The organism is Rhizobium sp. C1, from assembly GCF_021026335.1.
Classification (GTDB): Bacteria; Pseudomonadota; Alphaproteobacteria; order Rhizobiales; family Rhizobiaceae; genus Ensifer_A.
Map to the genome: position 1 here is coordinate 760540 of NZ_JAJNCY010000001.1, position 22711 is coordinate 783250.

A 22711-nucleotide genomic window follows, 5' to 3' on the forward strand; every position below is an offset into this window, starting at 1 on the left:
CTTCAGATGTGTGACCTCATGGACTTGCGCACAACCGGCGTTTCGCCGTCCGCGAAGAAAACCGCGATCCCTTATTCTCTTTTATTTCAATCACCTTAAATGAAGACCGGCCCGGAACTTGTTCCTGATGTCCGCATTCTCCCAGTGCTCGAATTACAGTAGCCCTACCGGAGGATTTTTCATGACAGAACATTATTCAACTGCCGGCATTTACAGCCGAGACACAAATCCCCTGATCGGCGCCGCCTTTCATCGGGTGTCCTGGGGGGCTGTGTTTGCCGGTGTTGCCGTGACGCTCGTGGTCCAGATACTTCTCAATCTTCTGGGCGCAGGCATCGGTGCCGGTGTGATTGATCCGGTTTCGGCCGACAATCCTTCTGTGTCAGCCGCTTCGATTTCGACAGCCGGATGGCTGATCGCCAGCGGCGTTATCGCCGCATTCGCAGGCGGCTATGTGGCAAGCCGGCTCTCCGGACGCCCGGTTCGCTCCACCGGCGGTCTTCATGGTCTGATCGCCTGGGCAACCACGACGCTGGTTGTTGTCTATCTACTCACCACCTCGATCGGTGGACTGATCGGCGGCGCGTTTTCCGGGCTTGGCAGCATCGTGCAGGGCAGTGGCGCAACGGTGGCGACCGTTGCAACGGCGGCAGCTCCTTCCATCGCGAAGGTGACTGACCCCATGGCCAGCGTGGAACAGAGCGTTCGCAACGCAACGGGCGGCAATGATCCGGCAGCTCTGCGCGATGCGGCGGTCGCTTCGGTCAAGGCCGTGTTGACGGGCGATCAGGCCAAGGCTGAAGAAGCCCGCAACCGCGCCGCGGATGCCATCGCCAAGGCTCAGAACATTCCTGTCGATCAGGCCCGCCAGCAGGTGGCCCAGTATGAAGCGCAGTACAAGCAGGCCGCTGCACAGGCCAAGCAGAGCGCGACCGAAGCGGCGCAAACGGCCGCCAAGGCCTTCTCCGCGGCAGCCATCGTCGCCTTCGTCGCGTTGGTCATCGGTGCCATCGCAGCCTGGCTCGGTGGTCTTGCCGGCACGACGCGGGTCACGCGTGAGGAGCTGGTTCTCGCCAGCTGATTGACACTGAACTTAAAACTCAGGGAGCCGGCCGAAAGCCGGCTCTTTTTGCATGACGCGAGTCGTCCCTGCAAAGCCAAGGCCAACGCTTTGCGCTGCGATCCGACATTTTTCATTTTACCGTGGAGAATTTTTTGGAGGCCTCGCCCGGAATTGAACCGGGGTACAAGGATTTGCAGTCCTCTGCGTCACCACTCCGCCACGAGGCCTCACTGCACCGCCTTTGTCTGGTGAGGACAGAGGATTTTCGAGGGTGCCTGTCGGGGGCGCCTGTCCCGCGACGAGGGGCGATTTAGAATGAATATAGACGAACTGCAAGGGGTTTTATCGCTTGCCTTCGGCTTTTTCTCTGCGTCTGCGCGCCCACGCCAGACCCATCCTGCGGCGCCACCGGCGTGCAAGCGGGATGTCATGCGACAAAATGATAAAGCCGAGCGGGAGCATCCAGAAGCCGAGCACGGGAAGGAACCCGAGCAAGCCGCCAGCGATGAAGGCCAGACCCAGGCCGATCCGTGCTGCTCGCGACCTCGGGAGTCGAAACTTTCGGTTTGCGACCTCGATTTCACCCTTCGCGATTTGGAAATTGGCCATCGTGTCTTTCGGATTCGGTGCTCGCCTTGTGATCGGCATTCTTTCCACAGCGTGGCATGGCCACAATCTTCATTTCAAATCGGTTGTTTTTCAGGGCTTTCAAGATTTTCGCGAAGATTTTTCAAAAAACCGCTTGGCAAATCGGCAAAGCGTTTGTATTACGCCGCCAACCCGCCGCAAGGCGATGATCCCTGGTAGCTCAGCGGTAGAGCATTCGACTGTTAATCGACAGGTCGCCGGTTCGAATCCGGCCCGGGGAGCCAAATTTGGTGCTGTGCATGTCGCGGCACGACTTTACAAGAACCCCGGCGTCCTCGACGTTCGGGGTTTTTTCTTGTCTGTTGGCTGCGGCTCGGCCTCGCGAGTTACCTTCCTCGCCGCGATTTCTCAGCTGCTGCATTCCGGTGACGCGCGGCGAGGGCAGGGGCCGCGTCATCCGGTGGAGCCCGGGGCCGTCGGCCATCGAGTACTCCTCTTCTATTCTGTATCCTGTGCATGGCTGCAACGCCGGCCCGATTTTTCCCGCAATTGCTCAGAGCCCGCTTGAAAGCGTCTCCGGCCACGGTTAAAGACCGTTAAGAAACGCCGGGAAACCCGCATCCCTCCTGTTAGCGGACTTTCAGGCGGAACAGGGACATAGCTTATGATCGACTTTGAATCTGCGCGCGCCCGCATGGTGGACAACCAGTTGCGCACGACCGATGTGACCTCTCACTCGCTTCTTTCGGCCTTTCTGACTGTGCCGCGCGAGGCTTTTGTGGCCGAGAAGCTGGCAGCCTTGGCCTATATCGACAGCGACCTGGAGATTGCCCCGGCAACCGACGGGCAGGCTCCGCGCTACATGATGGAGCCGTCGCCGCTCGGCAAGCTTCTGCAGGCTGCCGAGATTGGCCAGGATGACGTGGTACTCGATGTCGGTGCCGGCACGGGCTACGCTTCCGCCATCATGTCGCGGCTGGCCAAGTCTGTTCTGGCTCTGGAACAGGACGATGCGCTGGTGTCGCGTGCGACCGTTGTTCTTGCCGAGCAGGGCTTCGACAATGTGTCGGTCGTCAAGGGCAGCCTGGAAAAGGGCTGTTCCGGCGAAGCGCCGTTCGACATCATTTTCCTCAACGGCGCCGTGGAAGTGATTCCTGATGCGCTGTTCGACCAGTTGCGGGATGGCGGACGCCTGATCGCCGTTGTTGGTTACGGCAATGCCTCTGCCGCTTATGTTTACGTTCGTGAGGGCGCTTCGGTGTCCAAGCGCTTCCTCTTCAATACCTCGGTCAAGCCTCTTCCGGGCTTCCGAAAAGTTGCGGAATTCGTGTTCTGATGTGAAATGCAGTGTTCGGGGCGGGCCTAGTGTCAGCCCCGAACGCCTCATCTGTCCGGCAGTGTTGGTTCTTGCCGGAGAGACGCATTGTCTATCGTTGTGTTTCAAATGTCGTCGCGCCATCGAAGCTCGGCGTTCAATCGGGAGAATGGTCGTGATTAATTTCCGTAGGACGCTTCTTGCAGCCGTCGCCCTTCCGACGATGCTGAGTTTTGCTGTCGCAGCGCAGGCCGAGACGATTCAGGGCGCCATGGCCAAGGCCTATGCCAATAACCCGGACCTCAATGCCGCCAGAGCAAGCCTGCGCGCCACGGATGAGAATGTGACGATCGCCAAGGCGGGCTACCGGCCGCAGATAAGCGCCGTTGGAACGCATACGAATGCCGGTGCCTACGGCGTCAACAATATCCAGGGCGCCGATGCCACGACGACGAGCGATTCGATCGCGCTGACCGTCACGCAGCAGATTTTCGACGGCTTTCAGACGCTGAACCGCATCAATGCGGCCGAGTCGGGCGTCAACGCGACGCGCGAACAGGTTCGCGGCACGGAAATGCAGATCCTTTATTCCGCCGTCCAGGCCTATGCCAACGTCGCGCTCTACAAGGACTTCGTCGCCATTCGCAAGCAGAACCTCGGTTTTCTGAACGAGCAGGTGAAAGCGGCCAACGCGCGGCTGCAGGTCGGCGAGGGGACGAAGACCGATGTCAGCCAGGCGCAGGCTCAGCTTGCTGCCGCTCAGGCCCAGCTGGCGGCCGCTGTCGCTCAGCTGAAAATCGCCGAGGCGACCTATATGCAGATCGTCGGCGACGAACCGAAGGGCATTTCCCTGCCGTCGGCCGCCAAGCGCGGCATGCCTTCGACGCTCGACAAGGCCGTGGCGCTCGGGTTGCAGCAGCATCCCTCTATTCTTGCCGCCGAACATGTCGTGGATTCCTCGGGCTATCAGGTGAAGACCGCCGAGGGTGCGCTCCTTCCGGGTGTCGCGATCCAGGGGTCCGTCGGCCGCAATTATGGTAATCCGTCCTCGCTTTCGAGCCCGCGCATCTACAATTCCGCCAGCGTGACAGCGCAGCTGACGATCCCGCTCTACAAGGGGGGCGCCGAATATGGCGCGGTGCGCCAGGCCAAGGAAACGCTCGGTGCAAACCAGATCAGGGTCGATTCGGCCCGGCTTTCCGTCCGCCAGTCGATCGTCTCTGCCTATGCGCAGATGCAGGCTGCCGGAGCATCGATCACCGCCAACAAGCAGGCCGTATCTGCGTCCAATCTGGCGCTGTCCGGTGTGATCGAAGAGCGCAATGTCGGTCAGGCAACCACGCTCGACGTTCTGAATTCGCAGCAGACGGTTCTGACCGCCAAGCTCAACCTTGCTCAGGCGCAGCACGACCTCGTCGTGGCAAGCTATGGCGTTCTGGCCGCTTCCGGTCAGCTGACGGTGCAGACACAAGGGTTGCAGGTGGCTGAATACAAGCCTGAAGCGCATTACGAAGCCGTCAAGGACGCCTGGTTCGGTCTCAGGACTGTGGACGGGAACTAAGTCCTCCCCGCTTTCCGTTGTTTCGGCCGGCAATTGGCGTAACCTCCCGCGCGAACGTTTGGTTTGCAGTACGGGATTCGCAATGGTTCGCATTTTTCTGATGACGGGGATGGCGGCTTTTCTGGCCACGGCGCTGTGCGGGTGCATGACGACGAGTTTTGCGCCGACCGCCGCCGATGTGCAGGCCTATGCCATCAAGTCCGTCGCCATATCGGGCGTCGCGCCGCAGGCCGTGTCCGAATTGATCAGCAGCGATCTCGTTTCCGCCATTCGCACGACTTTGCCCAAGCCCGGTGCCCAGCCGGTGCAGATGGCCGTTTCGATTTCCGGGTTTTCCGGTGGCGCGGTGGCTTCAGGTTACAAGGCTGGCGCGGATGTGACGGTCACTCTGAAGCCCGTCGCCGGGGGCAAGGTCGTACAGACGGCCTCCTTCCATGAAGATGCCGCCTCCGGCGATGAGGCGCGCGCTTCACGCCAGCTTGCCGCTGCAATTGCGGCGCGTGTCCGCCGGAACTTCGACCTTCCCGCCGGCGCCGGCGTTTCGGCCTCTGCCAATGCCGCTCGGCGCGACAATGGCGAGACGAAGAAGCCGGCTCTTTCGAAGCAGATCGAGGCCAAGCAGGCGGACGCCGATGCCGATGCGGCCAAGACCGATCCTGCGCTGTCGAATGATGCGCTGAACACGCTGATGAAGGCCGCCGCAGAGACGTCCGCTCCGGCAAAGGACGAGACGAAGACCGGTAGTGTGCCCGGTCAGGCGGTCGCCCTGCCGGACGCCGCCTGTACCGGAGAATCGCTTGCGTCCTGCCCTCAGGGTTCGCTTCTGTCGGGCGATTTCAGTCTGCGCAAGTAAGCGTCGCTCGCGTCGGGTTCAGCCAAGCCGCTCCGCATGCCATTTCAGATGATCGGCCATGAAGGTCGAGATGAAATAGTAGGAGTGGTCGTAGCGTTCGCGCATGTTGAGCACCAGGCCTATGCCGGTATCCTTCACCGCGTCTTCGAGATTCCATGGCATCAGGCCCTTTTGCAGGAAGCTGTCGGCCGTGCCCTGATCGACCAGGAATTCGGGGAAGCGTGCACCGTCTTCGATCAGCGCGCAGGCGTCGTAGGGACGCCAGGCGGCACGGTCGTTGCCGAGATATTTCTCAAAGGCCGGAACGGACCAGTCGGCTTCCATCGGATTGACGATAGGGGCGAAGGCCGAGCAGCTCTTGTAACGCTCCGGGTTCTTCAGCGCGATGGTCAGCGCGCCATGCCCCCCCATCGAATGGCCGAAGATGCCCTGACGGCCCATGTCGGCGCGGAAGTTGGCGGCAATCACCATCGGCAGTTCTTCCGTGATGTACGAATACATCTGATAGTGCTGCGCCCAGGGGGCCTCGGTCGCATCGAGATAGAAGCCCGCGCCCTTGCCCATCTGCCAGTTCCCCGCTTCGTCGGCGACATCGTCACCACGCGGGCTCGTATCGGGGCAGACGATGATGAGGCCGAGTTCGGATGCGGCGCGGCGATACTCGCCCTTCTCCATCACATTGGCGTGGGAGCAGGTGAGCCCTGAAAGGTACCAGACGACCGGGCAGGGCGCATGCGCGGCCTGCGGCGGAACATAGACGGCGAAGGTCATGTCGGTGCCGGTGATCTTCGATGTGTGGCTGTAGACGCCCTGAACACCGTCGAAAGAGACGTTCTCGGAAATGATCTTCATGGCTGCTGATCCTGTCATTTATTTCTGTCGTTCGGATTTTGCCCTCCGGCAGAGCCGGTCGAGCGTTTCGAGGAAGGCCGAGCGATCGCGCGGGCTGAAGGCGGCATTATAGCCCTTGCTTTCGCCGGTTTCGCGCAGGTGCTGGCCGAGGTCGCGCATGGCGGATGCCATGCCGATATTGGTGCGGTCGAAGATGCGGCCCTGCGGTCCCGTCACCAGCGCGCCCTTGTCGACGCAGCGGACGGCCAGCGGCACGTCGGCGGTGATGACGATATCATGGTCGCCGGCATGCTCGGCGATCCAGTTGTCTGCGGCGTCGAAGCCCGCGCTGACGATAACGTTGACAACCATGGGGTCACGTGACGGACGAAGCCCGGAATTGGCGACGAAGACGGTTTTGAAGCCATGCCGCTCGGCCACCTTCAGCACTTCCGGCTTCACCGGGCAGGCATCGGCATCAACATAGATGATCGGGGCGATTTGTTGGCTCATGGTCCGCTGCATAGCGCGGCGGCGAACGAGGGGGAAGCGCTTTATCTGTGAACAGTCACGCCCGGGCGGTCGTCGCCGCGAAACGCGGCGGCTGCAGCTCGACCGCGGCCGCGGCCTCCTTGAAGCTAGAGAAATACTCGACCGCCGGGGCCTTCACGTGATTGGCTTCCAGGATGGATCGCGCGTCCGGCGATGCCCCGGCAATGAGCACCCGGATCCCGTTCTTGTGCGCCTTGCGCACCGCGCCCTCGATCACGTTGGCGGCTGAGGAATCCATGAATGGCACGGCGGAGCAATCGAGGATGAAGTTCTTGTGGCGGTCCGCGATGCGGTCGAGCACAGAGGCGACCGTGGCTGCCGCACCGAAGAAGAAGACGCCGGAGATGCGGTAGACGGCGGTTTCCGGGTCGGTCGTGCGGAAGGGTTTTTCAGGACTTTCCAAATCGTCGGCGAAGAGCTCGCCCGACTGCTCGCTGACCTGAACATGTTTCGCCATGCGCTCGATGAAGAGGAAGGCGCCCAGCACGAAACCGACAAGAATGCCTTCCGTCAGATCGCGGAATACCACGACGAGGAAAGTGGCCGAGACCACGATCGCATCGCCCCAGGACGAGCGGAAGAGGGCGGCGATCGCCTGCTTCTCGATCATGTTATAGCAGACGAAGGCGAGCATGCCGGCAAGAGCCGCCAGCGGAATGTATTTGGCGAGCGGTGCGGCGACCAGCAGGAAGACGAGGACGAAGACCGAATGCAGCATGCCGGACACAGGGCTTGTCGCGCCGGCGCGGACATTGGTCGCCGTGCGGGCGATCGTGCCGGTGACGCAGATGCCGCCGAAGAGCGCCGATGTGATGTTGGCCACGCCTTGCCCGATCAGTTCCATCGAGGAGCGGTGGCGTCGTCCTGACATGCCGTCCGCCACGACGGCCGAGAGCAGCGATTCGATGGCGCCAAGCAGCGTGAAGGCGATGGCGTCGGGCATGACCTTGAGTAGGAGGTCAAGGTTCAGCGCCGGCAGATGCGGAACCGGTACAGCATCCGGAATTCCGCCGAAGCGGGTGCCGATCGTCTCCACATGCAGCCCGAGCGTCGCCGCCACCGCCGAGGATAGAATGACGGCGATCAACAGGCCCGGCCAATTCGGCAGGAAGCGTTTTATCAACAGGATGACGGCGATGGTGAAAACGGCGACGGCCGTCGCCTGCGCGCTGATCGTGCCCATATAGCCGTAGAGATAGGTGAGCTTTGCGACAAGCGCGCCTGGCTCCTTGCCTTGCGTGGTCAGGCCGAGGAGATCATGGATTTCGCCTGAAAAGATGATCACGCCGATGCCGGCGGTGAAGCCGACGGTGACGGGGTAGGGAATGTACTTGATATATTTGCCGAGCCGCAGGAAGCCGGCAGCGATCAGGAAGAGGCCCGACATCAGGGTGGCGAGGATCAGCCCCTCGATGCCGTTGCGCGCCACGCAGGCCGCCACCAGAACGATGAAGGCGCCCGCCGGTCCGCCGATCTGGAACCTGCTGCCGCCGAGCAGCGAGACCATGAACCCGCCGAAGATCGCCGTATAAAGCCCGCGCTCCGGTGTTACGCCAGAGGAAATCGCGATCGCCATGGAGAGCGGCAGCGCCACGATGGCGACCGTAAGGCCGGCCAGCGCATCCGCTTTCAGCCGCGGCAGATTGTAGCCTTCCTTCAGTACGCTGACGAATTTCGGTTCAAGCCTGTCTGTCATGTTCCGATGCCTGCCTTTTCGACGCGAAAGACGGGCGTGGCGGCGAGCCGTCGCGCCTGACGGGACAGAGCTTAGCTCCAATCTGAGTCGAAGAGATATGCAAAAACGGCATGCCGATCCGGGTGGCGCAACCTGCAGCCCTCGGGGAAACGGGAGCTTTCCGCTTTTGCCATGCAAAACGGAATGGCTCATGGTCCGCTCCGCGCCTCGGTCCGTCAAGGCTGACGGCGCTGCACATCAGGTCTTCGTACTGCTGTCCCAGCTCGCGTTGAGGACGGTAGCCTGCTTCTCGAGGAAGGTCGTCACCGCTTCGATTTCATGCGGGTGAACGGCCGTGCTGACCAGCGTGGCGACGATTTCCACCGTCTCGTCGCTGCGGTCGACGATGACGACATCGCTGACCGGATATTTCGCGGCCTCGAGGCGCTCGACCAGCAGGTCGCGCAATTGCGGCATGGCCTCGCGGCTGGAAATGATGCTGACCTCATAGGTCGCCTCTGTCGCCCGGTCGTCGATCGGAATGCGGTTGATCATGTTGACCAGCGGGCGAAGCAGCGTGTTGCCGGCGAGCACGAAGACCGTCAGCAGGGCCGCTTCGGCGATATTGCCTGTGCCGGAGCAGCAGCCGACGGCAGCCGAGCACCAGAGTGTCGCCGCCGTGTTCAGGCCCCGCACGTTCATGCCCTCCTTCATGATGACGCCGGCACCGAGAAAGCCGATGCCGGAGACGACATAGGAGATGACCCGCACGGCTTCCGTGGTGCCCGCGACCTTGACGCCGAGATCGACAAAGGCCGCCGCGCCGACTGCAACCAGCACATTGGTGCGCAGGCCCGCCGTGCGCTGCCGGTATTGCCGCTCCGCTCCGATCAGCGTTCCGAGCACGAAAGCGCTCAGATAGGCGATAATCGTATCCATCATGGGGATAAGCTCGAAGGTGCTGGTCGCTCTCATGATCCCGTAGTTCCCGTTTCTTCCGGTTTGCTCTCCCGGCGTTTCACCGCCGGGCGGAGCGTGAGGATGCGCGTGCCGAATGCCGTGGCAGATCGTGGGCGTCAAGCATCTTTCCGGCGCCGGAGACTGTCCAGCGGCATTCCAGCTGGCCCGAAACCGGGTTGCGGCGCCACTTGGCGACGATCTGGCCGCCGACCTTTGCGCGCGGCTTGGCGGGTAGCCGGACGATTTTGCAGCCGGATGCAAGCCGGGCGTCGCGTCCCTGACGGATGGTGTTGCTGCCGAAGATGACGGCGATGGTCTGGAGGATGGTCTTGAAGATCATGGTCGGACCCCTTTCGAGCACGTTGGTGCGCCCGTCCGGGACCAAAGTGTCAGTCGCGGCCGGGCTCGTTGATCTGGGTTGTTCGACGACTGTCGGACGACATTTCGCGTGGTTCCCTTGGTTGGCATGGCGCAGTTGTTCAGCGCGGCAATGTCTTCTCAATACGCGCCGCTTGCCGGCCTGACCAGAAAGCAAGCGGTTCGTACGGATATACTTTGGGTAAGCAGACCGATACGAAGCGTTGGACCCCGCGCAACGATCCCACGTGTTCTCAGCCATATGCGCTGCACTCTGGCCTTCCTGCCGCATTTCCGCTAAAGCGGGCGCAAGTTGAAGGAAGAACAAGAATGGCTGGCATTGAACATAGGGACGTGAGCGAGGACGAGGCCGGTATGCGGCTCGACCGGTGGTTCAAGGTCCATTATCCGGGGCTCGGCTTCGGCGCGCTGCAGAAGCTGCTCCGTTCCGGCCAGATCCGCGTCGATGGCGGCCGGGTGAAGTCCGACACGCGTGTACAGGCCGGCCAGAAGGTGCGAATCCCGCCGATGGATATCGACGCCAAGGGCGAGGAGCGCACGGGCGCGCCTTCAGGCAAGGAACTCAAGCATTCCGGCGATGCCGAGCTTCTGTCGCGCATGCTGCTGCATGAAGACGACAAGGTTTTCGTGCTCAACAAGCCCGCCGGCCTTGCCGTTCAGGGCGGTTCAGGCCTCACGCGCCATATCGACAAGATGCTCGAAGCGTGGACCAGCAAGAAGGGCGAAAAGCCGCGCCTCGTTCACCGGCTCGACCGCGACACGTCCGGTGTTCTGGTCGTTGCCCGCACCCGCGGCGCGGCGCAGAAGCTCACCGCCGCTTTTCGCGAACGCGACACCAAGAAGACCTATTGGGCGCTGGTGAGCGGCGTGCCGCGCCAGCGCGAGGGTCGTATTTCGACCTGGCTGGTCAAGGAAGAGACACCCGACGGTGACCGCATGCGCGTCACCAAGCATGGCGAGGACGGTGCCGACCATGCCGTCTCCTATTACCGCGTGCTCGAACAGGCGGCGCAGAACCTCGCCTGGCTGGAGATGGAGCCCTATACGGGCCGTACGCACCAGTTGCGCGTTCATGCCGCCCATATCGGGCATCCGATCATCGGCGACCCGAAATATTTCCAGGCCGATCTCAACTGGACCTTCCCTGGCGGCGTCCAGAACCGGCTGCATCTTCATGCCCGCCATATCGACATTCCGCATCCCTCCGGCGGTCGCCTGAAAGTCACTGCGCCGCTGTCGCCCCATATGGTGCAGACGTGGAACCTGTTGGGCTTCGACCAGAACGGGCCGGACTACGACGAATGAAACTCGTTCTCTTCGATTGCGACGGGACGCTGGTCGACAGCGCGCATCTGATCCATGAGGTCATGGTGCGCACCTTCCGGCATTTCGAGCTGGACGAGCCGGAGGCCGCAGCCACGCATTCGATCATCGGTCTGACGCTGGACAGCGCGATTGCTCGCATGCGCGGGCTTGACGTGGTGGACGCACAGGCGACGGCCATGATGGCGCATTACAAGTCGATCTTCGCGGCCACACGGCTGGAGGCCGGCTTTCAGGAGCCGCTGTTTCCGGGCATTGCCGGCGTGATGGCCGAACTCTCACGGCAAGACGATCTGATCCTGGGAGCCGTCACCGGCAAGTCGCGGCGCGGCTTGAGCATGGTCTGCGAAACGCATGGCTGGACGGAGACGTTTTTCGTCACCCGTACCGCAGACGACTGCCCCTCCAAGCCGCATCCGGCCATGGTGCTGGAATGCTGCGACACGACTGGAATTTCGCCCACCGACACCATTGTCATCGGCGACAGCATTTACGATATGGAGATGGCGAGGGCGGCGGGCGCGCATGCGCTCGGTGTTTCCTGGGGCTATGGCGCGATTGACGATCTGAGGCGCGCCGGCGCTGACCGGATCGCCGAGGCCGCCACCGACATTCCCTTGCTCATCCGTCAATTCAGACCCTAGAGTCTGCTTGTTTTCACGCAGTCCGGACGCAAAACACTAAAGCACTTTTGCCGGGCATGCTCTAATCGGGTAACAAACCATGCGCGATATCCTGACCGACCTCAACGATGCGTTTCTGTCCGATCCGGACCCTGTGCGCCGTGCACAGATCCAGATGAAGACACCGCTGCCGAAGCGCTTCTATGACGCAGTGAGCGTGGGCGAAGACGGCGAGGGCGGTTTCTCGGTTCTGCTCGACGGCAAGACGGTGCGTACGCCTTCCAAGGCGAAGCTTTCCGTGCCGACCCAGGCCGCTGCCGACATGGTCGCGGCTGAATGGGCCGCGCAGAAAGATGTGATCAGCCCGCTGACGATGCCGGTGACTCGACTGGTCAATACGGTTCTCGACGGCGTCGCGGTCGATCCGCAGGCGGTCTTCGAGGATATCTTGCGCTACTCCTCCAGCGACCTTCTCTGCTATCGCGCGGATGCGCCGCAGAAGCTCGTCGATCTTCAGGCCGATGGCTGGGATCCGATCCTCGGCTGGGCCTCCGAACGGCTTGGCGCGCGCTTCATCCTCGCAGAGGGTGTCATGCATCAGGAACAGCCGCGCGAGGCGATCGCCGCCTTTGGCGCGGGCCTGAAACGCCACGACGACGCCTTCCGGCTCGCCTGTCTCCATACAGTGACTACGCTGACCGGCTCGGCGCTTCTGGCGTTGGCCTTTGCCGAACAGGTTGCCGATGCCGACGAGGTCTGGCGGCTTGCGCATATCGACGAGGACTGGCAGATCAGCCAGTGGGGCGACGACGAGGAAGCCATCCGCCGCCGCGCCGCGCGCAAGGTCGATCTGGATGCAGCTTGCGGATTGTTCAAGGCCCTTTAAGGTCGAGGTCCGAAACTGTGGATGGCGCGGTGGATAACCTCCGCGTCCTGTTCTTTTTCCCTTTCGCCCCATTTAGGGTAAACTGTCTGCTAATAATTATCGTGTCCGGCAGACAAGTTGAACGGGGATGAAAATGGCTCAGCCAAATGTAGCGCGTGAACCGTCTATGGAAGAGATCCTGGCGTCCATCCGCCGGATCATCGAGAACAATGATCCGGTCGAAAGCGTTGATAATGTTTCTTATTCCGCTCAGGCTCCGAGCGCTCCGGAGACGATCGAACTGACGATCGATGAAGACATCGCGCTGATGGCAGCTGGTGCCGATTTCACGCCGGCGCGCGTTGCCCCGGTTCAGGCGACCGAATCAGTTTCAGCACCCCGTGCGCCCGAGAAGGCCGAACAGCCGGCTGCGCGCCCCATGTCTCTCGCCGATGTTGCCGCCCGCGTGAAGGCTGCCTCCGAGCGCCGCCAGCCGGCCGCTCCGGCCAATGACACCGAGCGTCAGGCACAGGCGGCGGCTCCGGCCCCGGCTGTTAAGTCTCAACCCGTTCTGTCTCACCCCGTCGAAGCACAGCCGGTTCAGGCCGAATTTGTTCAAGACCAGACGGCGGCGAGCCCGGTCATCACCCAACAGCGCTATGAGCAGCCCGTCGATGCCTTTGCGGATGTTTCCGCGACTGCGACTGCGGCCACGGCGTCGCAAAATACTTTCTTTTCCGAAGTGCAGGCACCGGCCTCGACCTACGAAACCGAGGAGAGCGCCATGAACCGTTTCGACATGATGGACGAAACCGTTGAGCCCGTTGTCGAGGCAGACGACGAGGTGTCGCTCGATCCGATCGAGCGTTTCGCGGCACAGATCGGCAACGAGATTGCCGCTGCCGTTCCGGCCCAGTTGCTGTCGCCGGTGACGGAAGAGAAGGTTTCGCGGTCGTTTGAAGAGCTCGCCGATGCGCTTGGCGGTTCGAAGCGTTCGCTTGACGAGATTGCGGAAGAGATGCTGAAGCCGATGCTTCAGGAATGGCTCGACGACAATCTGCCGATGATGGTCGAGCGGCTTGTCCGAGAGGAAATCGAGCGCGTAGCGCGCGGCCCGCGCCGTTAATATACGGCATTATGCGAGATAGAGAGATCAGCGCAGCAGGACATCCTGCATGCGCTTGATTTCGCTGATCTTAACCTTGGCTTCCTGATAGCCGCGGTCGATGGCTTCGCCGGCGCGGTGGAACTCCGACAGCCCGATATCGGCAAGCCGAGGATGCAACGACAGGTCCGGCGGATCGCCGGCGAGCCGTGCCCGCGAAATGCGATCCTGGATGATGTTGAAGGCCTCGACCATGACGGATGTTACGCCATGCCGGCGTTCGTTGTCCGGCTTCGACTGGGTGTCGCGATAGGTCGTGGGCTGATGCGCGGCGGTGTGCTTGATGACGGCCGAACGTCCGTAGAGGTCGTAATGCAGATTGACCGCCACGACGAGCTGCTGTTCGTAGGCGCGGCAGACGGAGACCGGCACCGGATTGACCAGCGCGCCATCGACCAGCGCGCGTCCGTTGCACACGATGGGCTCGAAGATGCCGGGTAGCGCATAAGATGCGCGAAGGCCGGTGATCAGCGAGCCGGAATGCATCCACACTTCATGGCCGGTTTTCAGTTCGGTGGCGACAGCCACAAAGGGGCGGTCGAGGTCTTCGATGTCGAGACCTTCGAGATGTTCCTGCATCCGCTTTGTCAGCCGCAGCCCGCCGAGCAGGCCGCCGCCGCCGATGGTGAAGTCGAGAAAGGCGGCGATGCGGCGCATGGTCAGCGAGCGGGCGAAGCTTTCGAGCTCATCGAGCTTGCCGGCCAGATAGCAGCCGCCGACCAGAGCGCCGATCGAGGTGCCGGCGACCATGCCGATCTTGATACCTTCTTCGTCCAGCGCTCTGAGGACACCGATATGAGCCCAGCCACGCGCTGCACCGCCACCGAGGGCGAGCGCAATGCGCGGTTCCGGTCGTTTGGGTTGAGGGATGAGGGGGTGCGAGGGGATGTCAGGAGTCAGGGCCTTGTCGGCCTGCAACTGGTTTGCATTGTCGCGTTTCAAACTCCAGTTCAGCATGATACTCCCCATACAGCGCTGAACGTTCACCGTTCCATCACATTAGGCGCGCGCAGGACTTTCCAAACCGTAAACGCGGGAGTTGCCTGTATCGTTTCAAGGCATATGCCTAATTTTTGATATAGACGTCTTCCGGGTCGAAATGGCGATGATGATCGGTGATTTCAACCACCGCCCGGCCGTCTTCGGTCCTTGCGACCCGGTAGAAGCACGAACGCCGGCCGGTGTGGCAGGTGGCGTCATGCCCTGCGACTTCGACCTTGAGCCAGACGGCGTCCTGATCGCAATCGGTGCGCAATTCCTTGACCGTCTGGAGATTGCCAGAGGTCTCGCCCTTTTTCCAAATCATGTTTCGCGAGCGGCTGAAATAATGCGCGATCCCGGTCTCGAGCGTCAGCGCCAGCGCCTCGTCGTTCATATGCGCGACCATCAGCAGTTCGCCGTCGCGCGCATCCGTCACGACGGCCGTGATCAGGCCGTCGCGGTCGAATTTGGGGGTGAAGGCGCCAGCGCCTTCAAGTTCCGCCTTGTTGGAAGGTGGCGGAGAGAATGTGAGGGACATGGACCTTACTTCCGGCCGTAGAGCATGGTCATGAAGCGGGCCTGGAGGGCCGCATCGGTCTTGAAATCGCCAGTGAAGGTCGTGGTCAGCGTCGTCGAGCCCTGCTTCTTGATGCCGCGCATGGACATGCACATGTGCTCGGCGTCGATCATGACGGCCACGCCCTTCGGTGCCAGCGTCGTGTCGATGGCGGAGGCGATCTGCGCCGTCATCGATTCCTGCGTCTGCAGGCGGCGGGCGAAGATGTCGACCACGCGGGCGACCTTGGAGAGGCCGAGCACCCGGCCGTCCGGCATATAGGCGACATGCGCCTTGCCGATGATCGGCACCATATGGTGTTCGCAATGCGAGAAGAACGGAATGTCGGCGACGAGCACCATGTCGTCATAGCCGGCCACTTCCTCGAAGGTGCGGCCCAGAACCTCGACCGGATCCTCGTCATAGCCGCCGAAGAGTTCCTTGTAGGCCTTGGCGACGCGCTTCGGCGTGTCGAGCAGGCCTTCGCGGGACGGGTCTTCGCCGGCCCAGGCGAGCAGGGTGCGGACTGCCTCTTCGGCGTCCTTCTGGCTCGGGCGATTGGCTTCGGTGTTGGCGGAACCGATCCGTGTTACAACTGCGTCCATTCTGGCCTCCTGACCTGCCTCGGCGCGAGCACAGGCCGTTTTGGTTCGGACCGCCAGACCGGCACGCAGAACCTTCCTTGGAAAGGCTCTCGACGCCATGGCGGGCTCCGGGGCTTTCGATCCGCGTTCAAGGCGCGGTCTCCGGCACGGTTTCCCATACTAACGGAAATGTTCCCTAAAAAAGAGAACGCATCCGCCAAACTCTGATCCATTTACGCACGAAGATTTCAAACGGATGTGTACGTTCGAAAAATTCGCCGTAAAAAACCGGAGAGAAAAGGCGCTGTTTTGCAGCTTGCAAAACGCGCCTCCATCCACGACATAAGATATAGTAAGTTTGCACCTTTAGGAAAGAGGCAAACAGCGAACGCATTGTCAGCTTGCGACAGTATTCTGCCGCGCCCGACATTTCATCCGGTTCAAGGCCATGATCGACGACATCTACAATGCCCGCATTCTCGAATTCGCCGGCAACATTCCGCGCCTCGGCAGCCTGGAGGACGCGGATGCGAGCGCGATGGCGCATTCCAAGCTCTGCGGCTCCAAGGTGCGCGTCTTCCTCAAGGTCGCGGATGGCAAGGTCGCCGATTTCGCCCATGACGTGAAGGCCTGCGCGCTCGGCCAGGCCTCGTCCTCCATCATGGCCCGACACGTCATAGGTGCTACGGCCGACGAGTTGCGCCAGGCCAAGACCGACATGCTCGCCATGCTGAAGGCGGACGGCGAGGGGCCTTCGGGCCGCTTCGAGGACATGCGCTATCTGAAGCCCGTCAAGGACTACAAGGCCCGCCACGCCTCCACCATGCTCACTTTCGACGCCGTCTGTGACTGTCTCGACCAGATCGAGGCGGGGGCGAAGGTCGCGGCGGGGTGAGGGCTCTCCTTGTGCGCTGACCACCACCATCCCCATTCCCGCAACTGGCAGGGTGCGTTTCCGAAGACGCCCGGGCGGCTTCTCGGCCTCACGCTGATCCGTGCCTATCAGCTCACGCTCTCCTCCCTTATCGGCCAGTCCTGCCGCCATTCGCCGACCTGTTCGGAATATGGCTATGAGGCGGTGGCGCGGCATGGGCTGTGGAAAGGGTCGTTCATGGCGCTGTTCCGCTTCATGCGCTGCGGACCGGGCGGCACCTGGGGGTATGATCCGGTGCCGGAGGTGCTGGAACGGCGGTTTGTCTGGTGGGCGCCGTGGCGGCTCTGGGGCGTTTCGCGGCCGGAGCATTGAGGCGCTGCAGGGGGTCTGCCGCCCTCGACCTCACTTCCGCTTCTTCCAAAGCCACCAGCGAAACTGTGCCTCTTTCTTGGCCTTCTCCGCCGCTGCTTTCTCTGCCGCCTCTGTGGCCAGTCGCGCCCGGCGGAAGCTGTCGCTCGCCGCGAGAAATGCCTGCAGAAAGACTTCGTCGTCCGCATCGGCTCCGACCTCCTCGGCCTTTGCATTGATGGCCTCAACCGACTTCTGGATGAGACGGACGGCATCGACGTTACGGATGCAGGCCGGGTAGAGCTTGATCGGCTCGGCACAGTAGTCTGCGGCGGGCGTGAAGGAAACGCAGGCATGGCGACGGCGGCAGCGCAATTTAGGGCAATGGTCGGGCAGGCCCAAGGCGTCCGCCGTCTGCTGATAGAACCAGCGGTTTAGAAACATTGCCTCGATCGTCTCGTCGTCGACCTCAAGCGGACGGATCCATCCGCGCCGCATGATGTCCGGCATGATCTTTCTCTTTCGCCTTGCCATCGCGTCCCTGCCTTCCTGACCTTGTTTTGACGCATGTCCGGACGGAAAACCGGTTCCCACTTTTCCTCGACATGCTCTTGGGGCGCAACGGTACGCCCCGGAAAACCTGTTTCCGAGTTCCACTCCGGTTCTGCCGCTCTTGCCCCTGTCTCGGGCCAAAAACTTCCGGAGAGCCACGCTGACGCGCCGCCCTGATTGGGTAGATAAAAACGGCGGCCCGCCAGCGCGGCCCGTCGAGATTGCCAAGGGGAGCCTCATCCGACTCCAGTCCTCAAGCGCGGGCCGCCTCGCTAAACCGCCTGCGGAGGCAGACGGGTTCTCTGGCGCAGCCAGGCCGCCGAGCTATTCGCAGCCCATCGGGGGAGTCGTTTCGGTGAGGTTGTTAGGCTCACCGCCGCCCGCGCCCCCTGATGACATTCACCGCACGTTACGATGGACGTCATCAAGCTCTCCTCCCGCCTGAACCAGTCGTCGCCGGCCCATCCGGTGACGGGAGGGGTTTAGGATAAGGGAGGTTGGGGAGGGCGGGGAAATTGTGGGATGAAATTTTTTCTCGGGCATTCAGATGAGGCAACCGCGGCACCACATTCAACGCCGTCATGGTCGGGCCTGTCCCGACCATCTGCTGACGAAGCCAAGCAATTGACGGAGCAGCAGAATCTCCTCCGTAGCAGATCCTCGGGACAGGCCCGAGGATGACGGAGGAGAGGTTGCGGCTCAGCCTCTCCGCTTGTGGGAGAGGAAGCGATTTCAACATCTTAGCTTCAGCTAAGTGTTAGAAATCGCAGGTGAGGGGGCAGATTTCGTCCCCTATCAAAGCTCCATGCAACTTAGATTTGTTTTTGCGCTTGTCTTTTTACGTGAGTTGTTTCTCATAATGTATTCGGAATCGTGTAGCTAATACTCACAGGGCGGACCACATGGAAATTGACATCGAGGGATTTGACCCACTGGCAGAGAACGGGCTTCCAAATGGGCTAGAACAGAAAATTGCAGAGGAAGCAATCCGCCGCGAGGTATTGAATGTTCTCAAAAGTTATACAGGGTATTTCGACCTCTTTTCAGAACTTTTACAAAATTCCCTCGACGCACTAGACCATCGCAAGAGGATTTCTCCAAATTTTCAACCAAAAATTTGGATTGATATAGATCTATCTGAAAATAAAGTTCGAGTAACCGACAATGGTTGTGGAATGAATTTGGAGCAGTTCAAATACTGCTTTAGGCCAAACGTCAGTTTTAAACTACGTCGTGAGTCTCGCGGTCATAAGGGTGTAGGTGCCACATTTATAGCTTACGGTTTCTCATGCGTTAGATTGATAACGAAGCGTGATGGCACAGTCATAGCGGGTGAGTTGAACAACGGCAGGCGATGGGCGGAAGATAGTTCTGATTCCTTTGCGCGACCAAAGTTCAATTTGATTTCAGACAGTCATAACGAACTATCCTCCGAAGAGTCCGGGACTTCAGTTGAGGTCTACATCGAGTCAGCTCAACGTCCACAGCTTACGTGGATGCAAGCGACAAATGCCGAACAATGGCTCGATCTTTTGAGAATAAAGACGCCCTTGGGAGGGGTGTACCTATCGGCCGCCAACAGAGACATCAATGTGCGATATCAGGTTCGCGTTACTGATCTAAGCGGCGGACGCACGGAAATAGTCAAAGATAATGTTGACTATTATTATCCGCATGAAATCCCAGATATTAAAAAGACGAAGTCAATTAAGGAAATCGAGAAGAAAATAGATACTGTTAAGGGCGATCCGGCGACTCGATTTCAACGACTTCCTGACGATTACCGTCGCTTGGACGCAGTCTGGGAGGTTTGGAACTCGAGTGAGATCTTGAATGAGAGAATCTTTACCCGTAACCTCGATGAGGAACAGCTAATCCTTTTGCAAAAGCATGAAGTTTCGATCTACGGATGCTTTTTGAGTTCGGCAAAAACATGGACGACCTTTCAGAAGGACACGCTACGAGTTAGGCAGAACGCCGCTCTGTTGCGTGGAGGTCTTCAACTCGCGTCCGACTTCATGCCTCAAGGGGATCTGTCAGTCATTCCTTTGACAAGTACAATCGGATATCAAAACAATACCCATCTAGTCATCCATCTGCGAGATGGGAACCCAGATATGGGTCGGAAGGTGTTTCAGCCAGAAATAAAGGCGCTCGCCGAGGAATTGTCCAGGCGCGCGGTAGACATCTTTAAGGGCTACCTAGCGCTTATGCGTGAGGATACGGGAGCTCCAACCGGTGTTTCTGCACGTGACTTGTGGGACTTCGTGAACGCTCAGCTTAGTCATCGCCGCGACAAACCTTTGGCGCTTAGGGTTGATGACCGGGTGGTTTCTTTGCTTTCGGAGCCACAAAGCGAACAGGATGTAATCGCACTTTTTCATGAGCTTGTAGGAATGGGAGTTTTGTCAGGGTATGGCTTCCTGGCAACGACCGAGAGCGAGCGCTATGATGGCATATTTGTTACACAGTATAATGATCCCATGCACATCTATAGTGAAGATCGCGCTCTTGGGGTGGCGGAAAATAGCGAACGTAGGGAATCAAAACCCTACGTTCTCGAATTCAAATATGGTTCCGACGCACTTGTAGACGATGTTGCCAAGGAGAAGAAATATCAAGCAGACATAGATCTTTTGATATGTTGGGAAATTGGCGCAAAAACGCGCAGGGAATATGACGTTTCCGCGTTTTTGATTGGCGATGAGGGCTCTGTAAGACAGTTTTTTGGCGCAACACATGCTCTTTACCAATCAAGGGAGAAACGAATGGAAGTCATTTGTCTGCAAGATCTTGTGTCTTATCTGAACGATTCAGACAGTGAACTCGCAAGGCAGAAGCACTTCTATGGCGGCGGCCAATAGCGCTCACTTTTGTTGGCGCAATCGCGACCTGCCACCCCTTCCCATCCTCGCCGTTTCCCCTTATACCGCGCAACGTCCCGCGACGCCCTCGGCCTCTGCGCCCCGCGTCGCCCCCAACCACCTCCACCCGCGCTCGTAGGCGGGACTGGATAAAGGAGACTCAAGATGTCTGTTTCCCTGACTTTTCCCGATGGTTCCGTTCGATCCTATGATGCCGGTGCGACTGGCAAGGATGTTGCGGAATCGATTTCCAAGTCGCTGGCCAAGAAGGCGATTGCGGTTGCGATCGATGGCGTGGTGCGCGATCTTTCCGACCCCGTCACCGAGGGCAAGATTGAGATCGTGACGCGGACCGATCCGCGCGCGCTGGAACTCATCCGCCACGATGCGGCGCATGTCATGGCCGAGGCCGTGCAGGAGCTTTGGCCCGGCACGCAGGTCACGATCGGGCCGGTGATCGAGAACGGGTTCTATTACGACTTTGCGAAGAACGAGCCCTTCACGACCGAAGATCTGCCGAAGATCGAGAAGAAGATGAAGGAGATCATCGCCCGCAACCAGCCTTTCACCAAGGAGATCTGGTCGCGCGAGAAGGCGAAACAGGTGTTTGCCGACAAGGGCGAGGGCTACAAGGTCGAGCTGGTGGATGCTATTCCCGAAGGCCAGGACCTCAAGATCTATTATCAGGGCGACTGGTTCGACCTTTGCCGCGGGCCGCATATGGCCTCCACGGGGCAGATCGGCACGGCCTTCAAGCTGATGAAGGTGGCCGGCGCCTATTGGCGCGGCGACAGCAATAATCCGATGCTGACGCGCATCTACGGCACGGCCTGGGCCGAGCAGGAAGACCTCGACAGCTATCTCCACATTCTGGAAGAGGCGGAAAAGCGCGATCACCGCAAGCTCGGCCGCGAAATGGATCTCTACCATTTCCAGGAAGAGGGGCCGGGCGTCGTGTTCTGGCATTCCAAGGGCTGGCGCATGTTCCAGACGCTGACGGCCTATATGCGCCGCCGTCTTTCCGGCACCTATGAGGAGGTCAATGCGCCGCAGGTGCTCGATGCTTCGCTGTGGGAGACCTCCGGTCACTGGGGCTGGTATCAGGAAAACATGTTCGCGGTGAAATCGGCCTACGCCTTCACGCATCCGGAAGACAAGGAAGCGGACAACCGCGTCTTTGCGCTTAAACCCATGAACTGCCCCGGCCATGTGCAGATCTTCAAGCATGGGCTGAAGAGCTATCGCGAGCTGCCCATTCGCCTGGCCGAATTCGGCATCGTGCATCGCTATGAGGCGTCGGGCGCGCTGCACGGGCTGATGCGCGTGCGCGGCTTCACGCAGGACGACGCGCATGTGTTCTGCACCGACGAGCAGATGGCGGCGGAATGCCTGCGCATCAACCAGCTCATCCTTTCGGTCTACGAGGATTTCGGCTTCCATGAGGTTGTCGTGAAGCTCTCGACGCGGCCGGAAAAGCGGGTCGGGTCGGATGCGCTGTGGGATCGCGCCGAAAGCGTCATGATGGAGGTTCTCAAGACCATCGAGGAACAGTCGGAAGGCCGCATCAAGACCGGCATCCTGCCGGGCGAGGGCGCGTTCTACGGGCCGAAGTTCGAATATACCCTGCGCGACGCCATCGGCCGTGAATGGCAATGCGGCACGACGCAGGTCGACTTCAACCTGCCGGAACGCTTCGGCGCCTTCTATATCGACCACAATTCGGAAAAGCAGCAGCCGGTGATGATCCACCGCGCCATCTGCGGCTCGATGGAACGGTTCCTCGGCATTCTCATCGAGAACTTCGCCGGCCATATGCCGCTCTGGTTCGCGCCGGTGCAGGTCGTGGTCGCGACGATCACGTCGGAGGCGGATGACTATGGCCGCGAAGTGGCTGAACTTCTGCGGGATGCCGGTCTCCATGTGGAGACAGACTTCCGCAACGAGAAGATCAACTACAAGATCCGCGAGCATTCCGTCGGCAAGGTGCCGGCGATCATCGTCTGCGGCAAGCGCGAGGCAGAGGAGCGGACGGTGAATATCCGCCGTCTCGGTTCGCAGAACCAGACGTCGATGACGCTGGCCGAAGCGCTTTCGACGCTCGCCGACGAGGCGACGCCGCCGGATGTGAAGCGCAAGGCGGCCGAAAAGGCCGCCCGGGCCGCCCGGGTGGCTTGAACGAGATGAGGGGCGGGACTTCGGT

Annotated in this window: 22 protein-coding genes and 2 tRNA genes; 13 read left to right on the top strand and 11 right to left on the bottom strand. The window is 60.5% G+C overall.

Going from position 1 to position 22711, the window contains the following annotated elements; genetic code table 11:
* Nucleotides 1-181 precede the first annotated feature (181 nt).
* Nucleotides 182-1081: a PhnA-like protein gene (locus tag LQK83_RS03810; RefSeq protein ID WP_230835935.1), complete on the top strand. Its 900-nt coding sequence runs from the start codon at nt 182-184 to the stop codon at nt 1079-1081.
* A gap of 135 nt (nt 1082-1216) precedes the next feature.
* On the opposite strand, the gene LQK83_RS03815 is transcribed toward LQK83_RS03810, so the two are convergent.
* A tRNA-Cys gene (locus LQK83_RS03815) sits at nt 1217-1290 on the bottom strand.
* Between the two features lie 115 nt (nt 1291-1405).
* A complete protein-coding gene (locus tag LQK83_RS03820) occupies nt 1406-1672 on the bottom strand; it encodes a hypothetical protein (protein ID WP_230835936.1) in 267 nt (88 codons plus the stop codon).
* A 188-nt stretch (nt 1673-1860) separates the two neighbouring features.
* Between LQK83_RS03820 and LQK83_RS03825 the strand changes: the two genes are divergently transcribed.
* From LQK83_RS03825 to LQK83_RS03840, 4 genes are all read left to right on the top strand, one after another.
* A tRNA-Asn gene (locus LQK83_RS03825) sits at nt 1861-1935 on the top strand.
* Nucleotides 1936-2315: 380 nt separating this feature from the next.
* Nucleotides 2316-2987 (top strand): protein-L-isoaspartate O-methyltransferase family protein, encoded by a 672-nt coding sequence (locus LQK83_RS03830; RefSeq protein ID WP_230835937.1) that lies wholly within the window; start codon nt 2316-2318, stop codon nt 2985-2987.
* A 148-nt stretch (nt 2988-3135) separates the two neighbouring features.
* Nucleotides 3136-4527 carry a TolC family outer membrane protein gene (locus LQK83_RS03835; protein ID WP_230835938.1) on the top strand — a complete coding sequence of 464 codons (1392 nt, stop codon included), beginning with the start codon at nt 3136-3138 and terminating at the stop codon, nt 4525-4527.
* An 82-nt stretch (nt 4528-4609) separates the two neighbouring features.
* On the top strand, nt 4610-5380 hold the full coding sequence (locus tag LQK83_RS03840) for a hypothetical protein (protein ID WP_230835939.1): 771 nt from the start codon (nt 4610-4612) through the stop codon (nt 5378-5380).
* Between the two features lie 18 nt (nt 5381-5398).
* Here the strand turns inward: LQK83_RS03840 and fghA are convergent, their stop codons facing one another.
* From fghA to LQK83_RS03865, 5 genes are all read right to left on the bottom strand, one after another.
* Complete coding sequence (gene fghA, locus LQK83_RS03845; protein ID WP_230835940.1) at nt 5399-6232, bottom strand: S-formylglutathione hydrolase; 834 nt, start codon at nt 6230-6232, stop codon at nt 5399-5401.
* Between the two features lie 18 nt (nt 6233-6250).
* Nucleotides 6251-6703 carry a YaiI/YqxD family protein gene (locus LQK83_RS03850; protein ID WP_230836290.1) on the bottom strand — a complete coding sequence of 151 codons (453 nt, stop codon included), beginning with the start codon at nt 6701-6703 and terminating at the stop codon, nt 6251-6253.
* A 76-nt stretch (nt 6704-6779) separates the two neighbouring features.
* Entirely contained in the window at nt 6780-8459 is a 1680-nt protein-coding gene (locus tag LQK83_RS03855) for a SulP family inorganic anion transporter (RefSeq protein ID WP_230835941.1), read from the bottom strand.
* 237 nt (nt 8460-8696) lie between these two features.
* Nucleotides 8697-9413, bottom strand: coding sequence for an MgtC/SapB family protein (locus tag LQK83_RS03860; RefSeq protein ID WP_230835942.1), 717 nt, complete (start codon nt 9411-9413; stop codon nt 8697-8699).
* A gap of 43 nt (nt 9414-9456) precedes the next feature.
* The gene (locus LQK83_RS03865) at nt 9457-9738 is read right to left on the bottom strand and encodes a hypothetical protein (protein WP_230835943.1); all 282 of its coding nucleotides are present in this window, start codon (nt 9736-9738) and stop codon (nt 9457-9459) included.
* A 347-nt stretch (nt 9739-10085) separates the two neighbouring features.
* Here LQK83_RS03865 and LQK83_RS03870 point away from each other — a divergent pair, with 347 nt between their 5' ends.
* The 4 genes from LQK83_RS03870 to LQK83_RS03885 all read left to right on the top strand — a co-directional run bounded on the left by LQK83_RS03870 (nt 10086) and on the right by LQK83_RS03885 (nt 13713).
* A complete protein-coding gene (locus LQK83_RS03870) occupies nt 10086-11081 on the top strand; it encodes an RluA family pseudouridine synthase (protein ID WP_109857581.1) in 996 nt (331 codons plus the stop codon).
* Nucleotides 11078-11743, top strand: coding sequence for an HAD-IA family hydrolase (locus tag LQK83_RS03875; RefSeq protein WP_230835944.1), 666 nt, complete (start codon nt 11078-11080; stop codon nt 11741-11743). The genes LQK83_RS03870 and LQK83_RS03875 overlap by 4 nt, the downstream gene beginning before the upstream one ends.
* 79 nt (nt 11744-11822) lie before the next feature.
* Entirely contained in the window at nt 11823-12608 is a 786-nt protein-coding gene (locus LQK83_RS03880; RefSeq protein WP_230835945.1) for an ATP12 family chaperone protein, read from the top strand.
* A gap of 127 nt (nt 12609-12735) precedes the next feature.
* Nucleotides 12736-13713, top strand: coding sequence for a DUF2497 domain-containing protein (locus tag LQK83_RS03885; RefSeq protein ID WP_442966693.1), 978 nt, complete (start codon nt 12736-12738; stop codon nt 13711-13713).
* A gap of 27 nt (nt 13714-13740) precedes the next feature.
* Here the strand turns inward: LQK83_RS03885 and LQK83_RS03890 are convergent, their stop codons facing one another.
* The 3 genes from LQK83_RS03890 to folE all read right to left on the bottom strand — a co-directional run bounded on the left by LQK83_RS03890 (nt 13741) and on the right by folE (nt 15894).
* The gene (locus LQK83_RS03890) at nt 13741-14709 is read right to left on the bottom strand and encodes a patatin-like phospholipase family protein (RefSeq protein ID WP_230835947.1); all 969 of its coding nucleotides are present in this window, start codon (nt 14707-14709) and stop codon (nt 13741-13743) included.
* Nucleotides 14710-14818: 109 nt separating this feature from the next.
* Complete coding sequence (gene hisI / locus LQK83_RS03895) at nt 14819-15271, bottom strand: phosphoribosyl-AMP cyclohydrolase (RefSeq protein WP_230835948.1); 453 nt, start codon at nt 15269-15271, stop codon at nt 14819-14821.
* Between the two features lie 5 nt (nt 15272-15276).
* On the bottom strand, nt 15277-15894 hold the full coding sequence (gene folE, locus LQK83_RS03900) for a GTP cyclohydrolase I FolE (protein WP_230835949.1): 618 nt from the start codon (nt 15892-15894) through the stop codon (nt 15277-15279).
* A gap of 427 nt (nt 15895-16321) precedes the next feature.
* Here folE and LQK83_RS03905 point away from each other — a divergent pair, with 427 nt between their 5' ends.
* Entirely contained in the window at nt 16322-16768 is a 447-nt protein-coding gene (locus LQK83_RS03905; RefSeq protein ID WP_230835950.1) for an iron-sulfur cluster assembly scaffold protein, read from the top strand.
* Between the two features lie 9 nt (nt 16769-16777).
* Entirely contained in the window at nt 16778-17119 is a 342-nt protein-coding gene (yidD, locus tag LQK83_RS03910) for a membrane protein insertion efficiency factor YidD (RefSeq protein WP_230835951.1), read from the top strand.
* 30 nt (nt 17120-17149) lie between these two features.
* Here yidD and LQK83_RS03915 read toward each other — a convergent pair whose 3' ends face one another.
* Nucleotides 17150-17605, bottom strand: coding sequence for a hypothetical protein (locus LQK83_RS03915; protein ID WP_230835952.1), 456 nt, complete (start codon nt 17603-17605; stop codon nt 17150-17152).
* A gap of 944 nt (nt 17606-18549) precedes the next feature.
* Here LQK83_RS03915 and LQK83_RS03920 point away from each other — a divergent pair.
* Together LQK83_RS03920 and thrS are read left to right on the top strand one after the other, a co-directional pair.
* On the top strand, nt 18550-20511 hold the full coding sequence (locus LQK83_RS03920) for an ATP-binding protein (protein WP_230835953.1): 1962 nt from the start codon (nt 18550-18552) through the stop codon (nt 20509-20511).
* Between the two features lie 165 nt (nt 20512-20676).
* Nucleotides 20677-22686 (top strand): threonine--tRNA ligase, encoded by a 2010-nt coding sequence (gene thrS, locus LQK83_RS03925; protein ID WP_230835954.1) that lies wholly within the window; start codon nt 20677-20679, stop codon nt 22684-22686.
* Nucleotides 22687-22711: the final 25 nt, after the last annotated feature.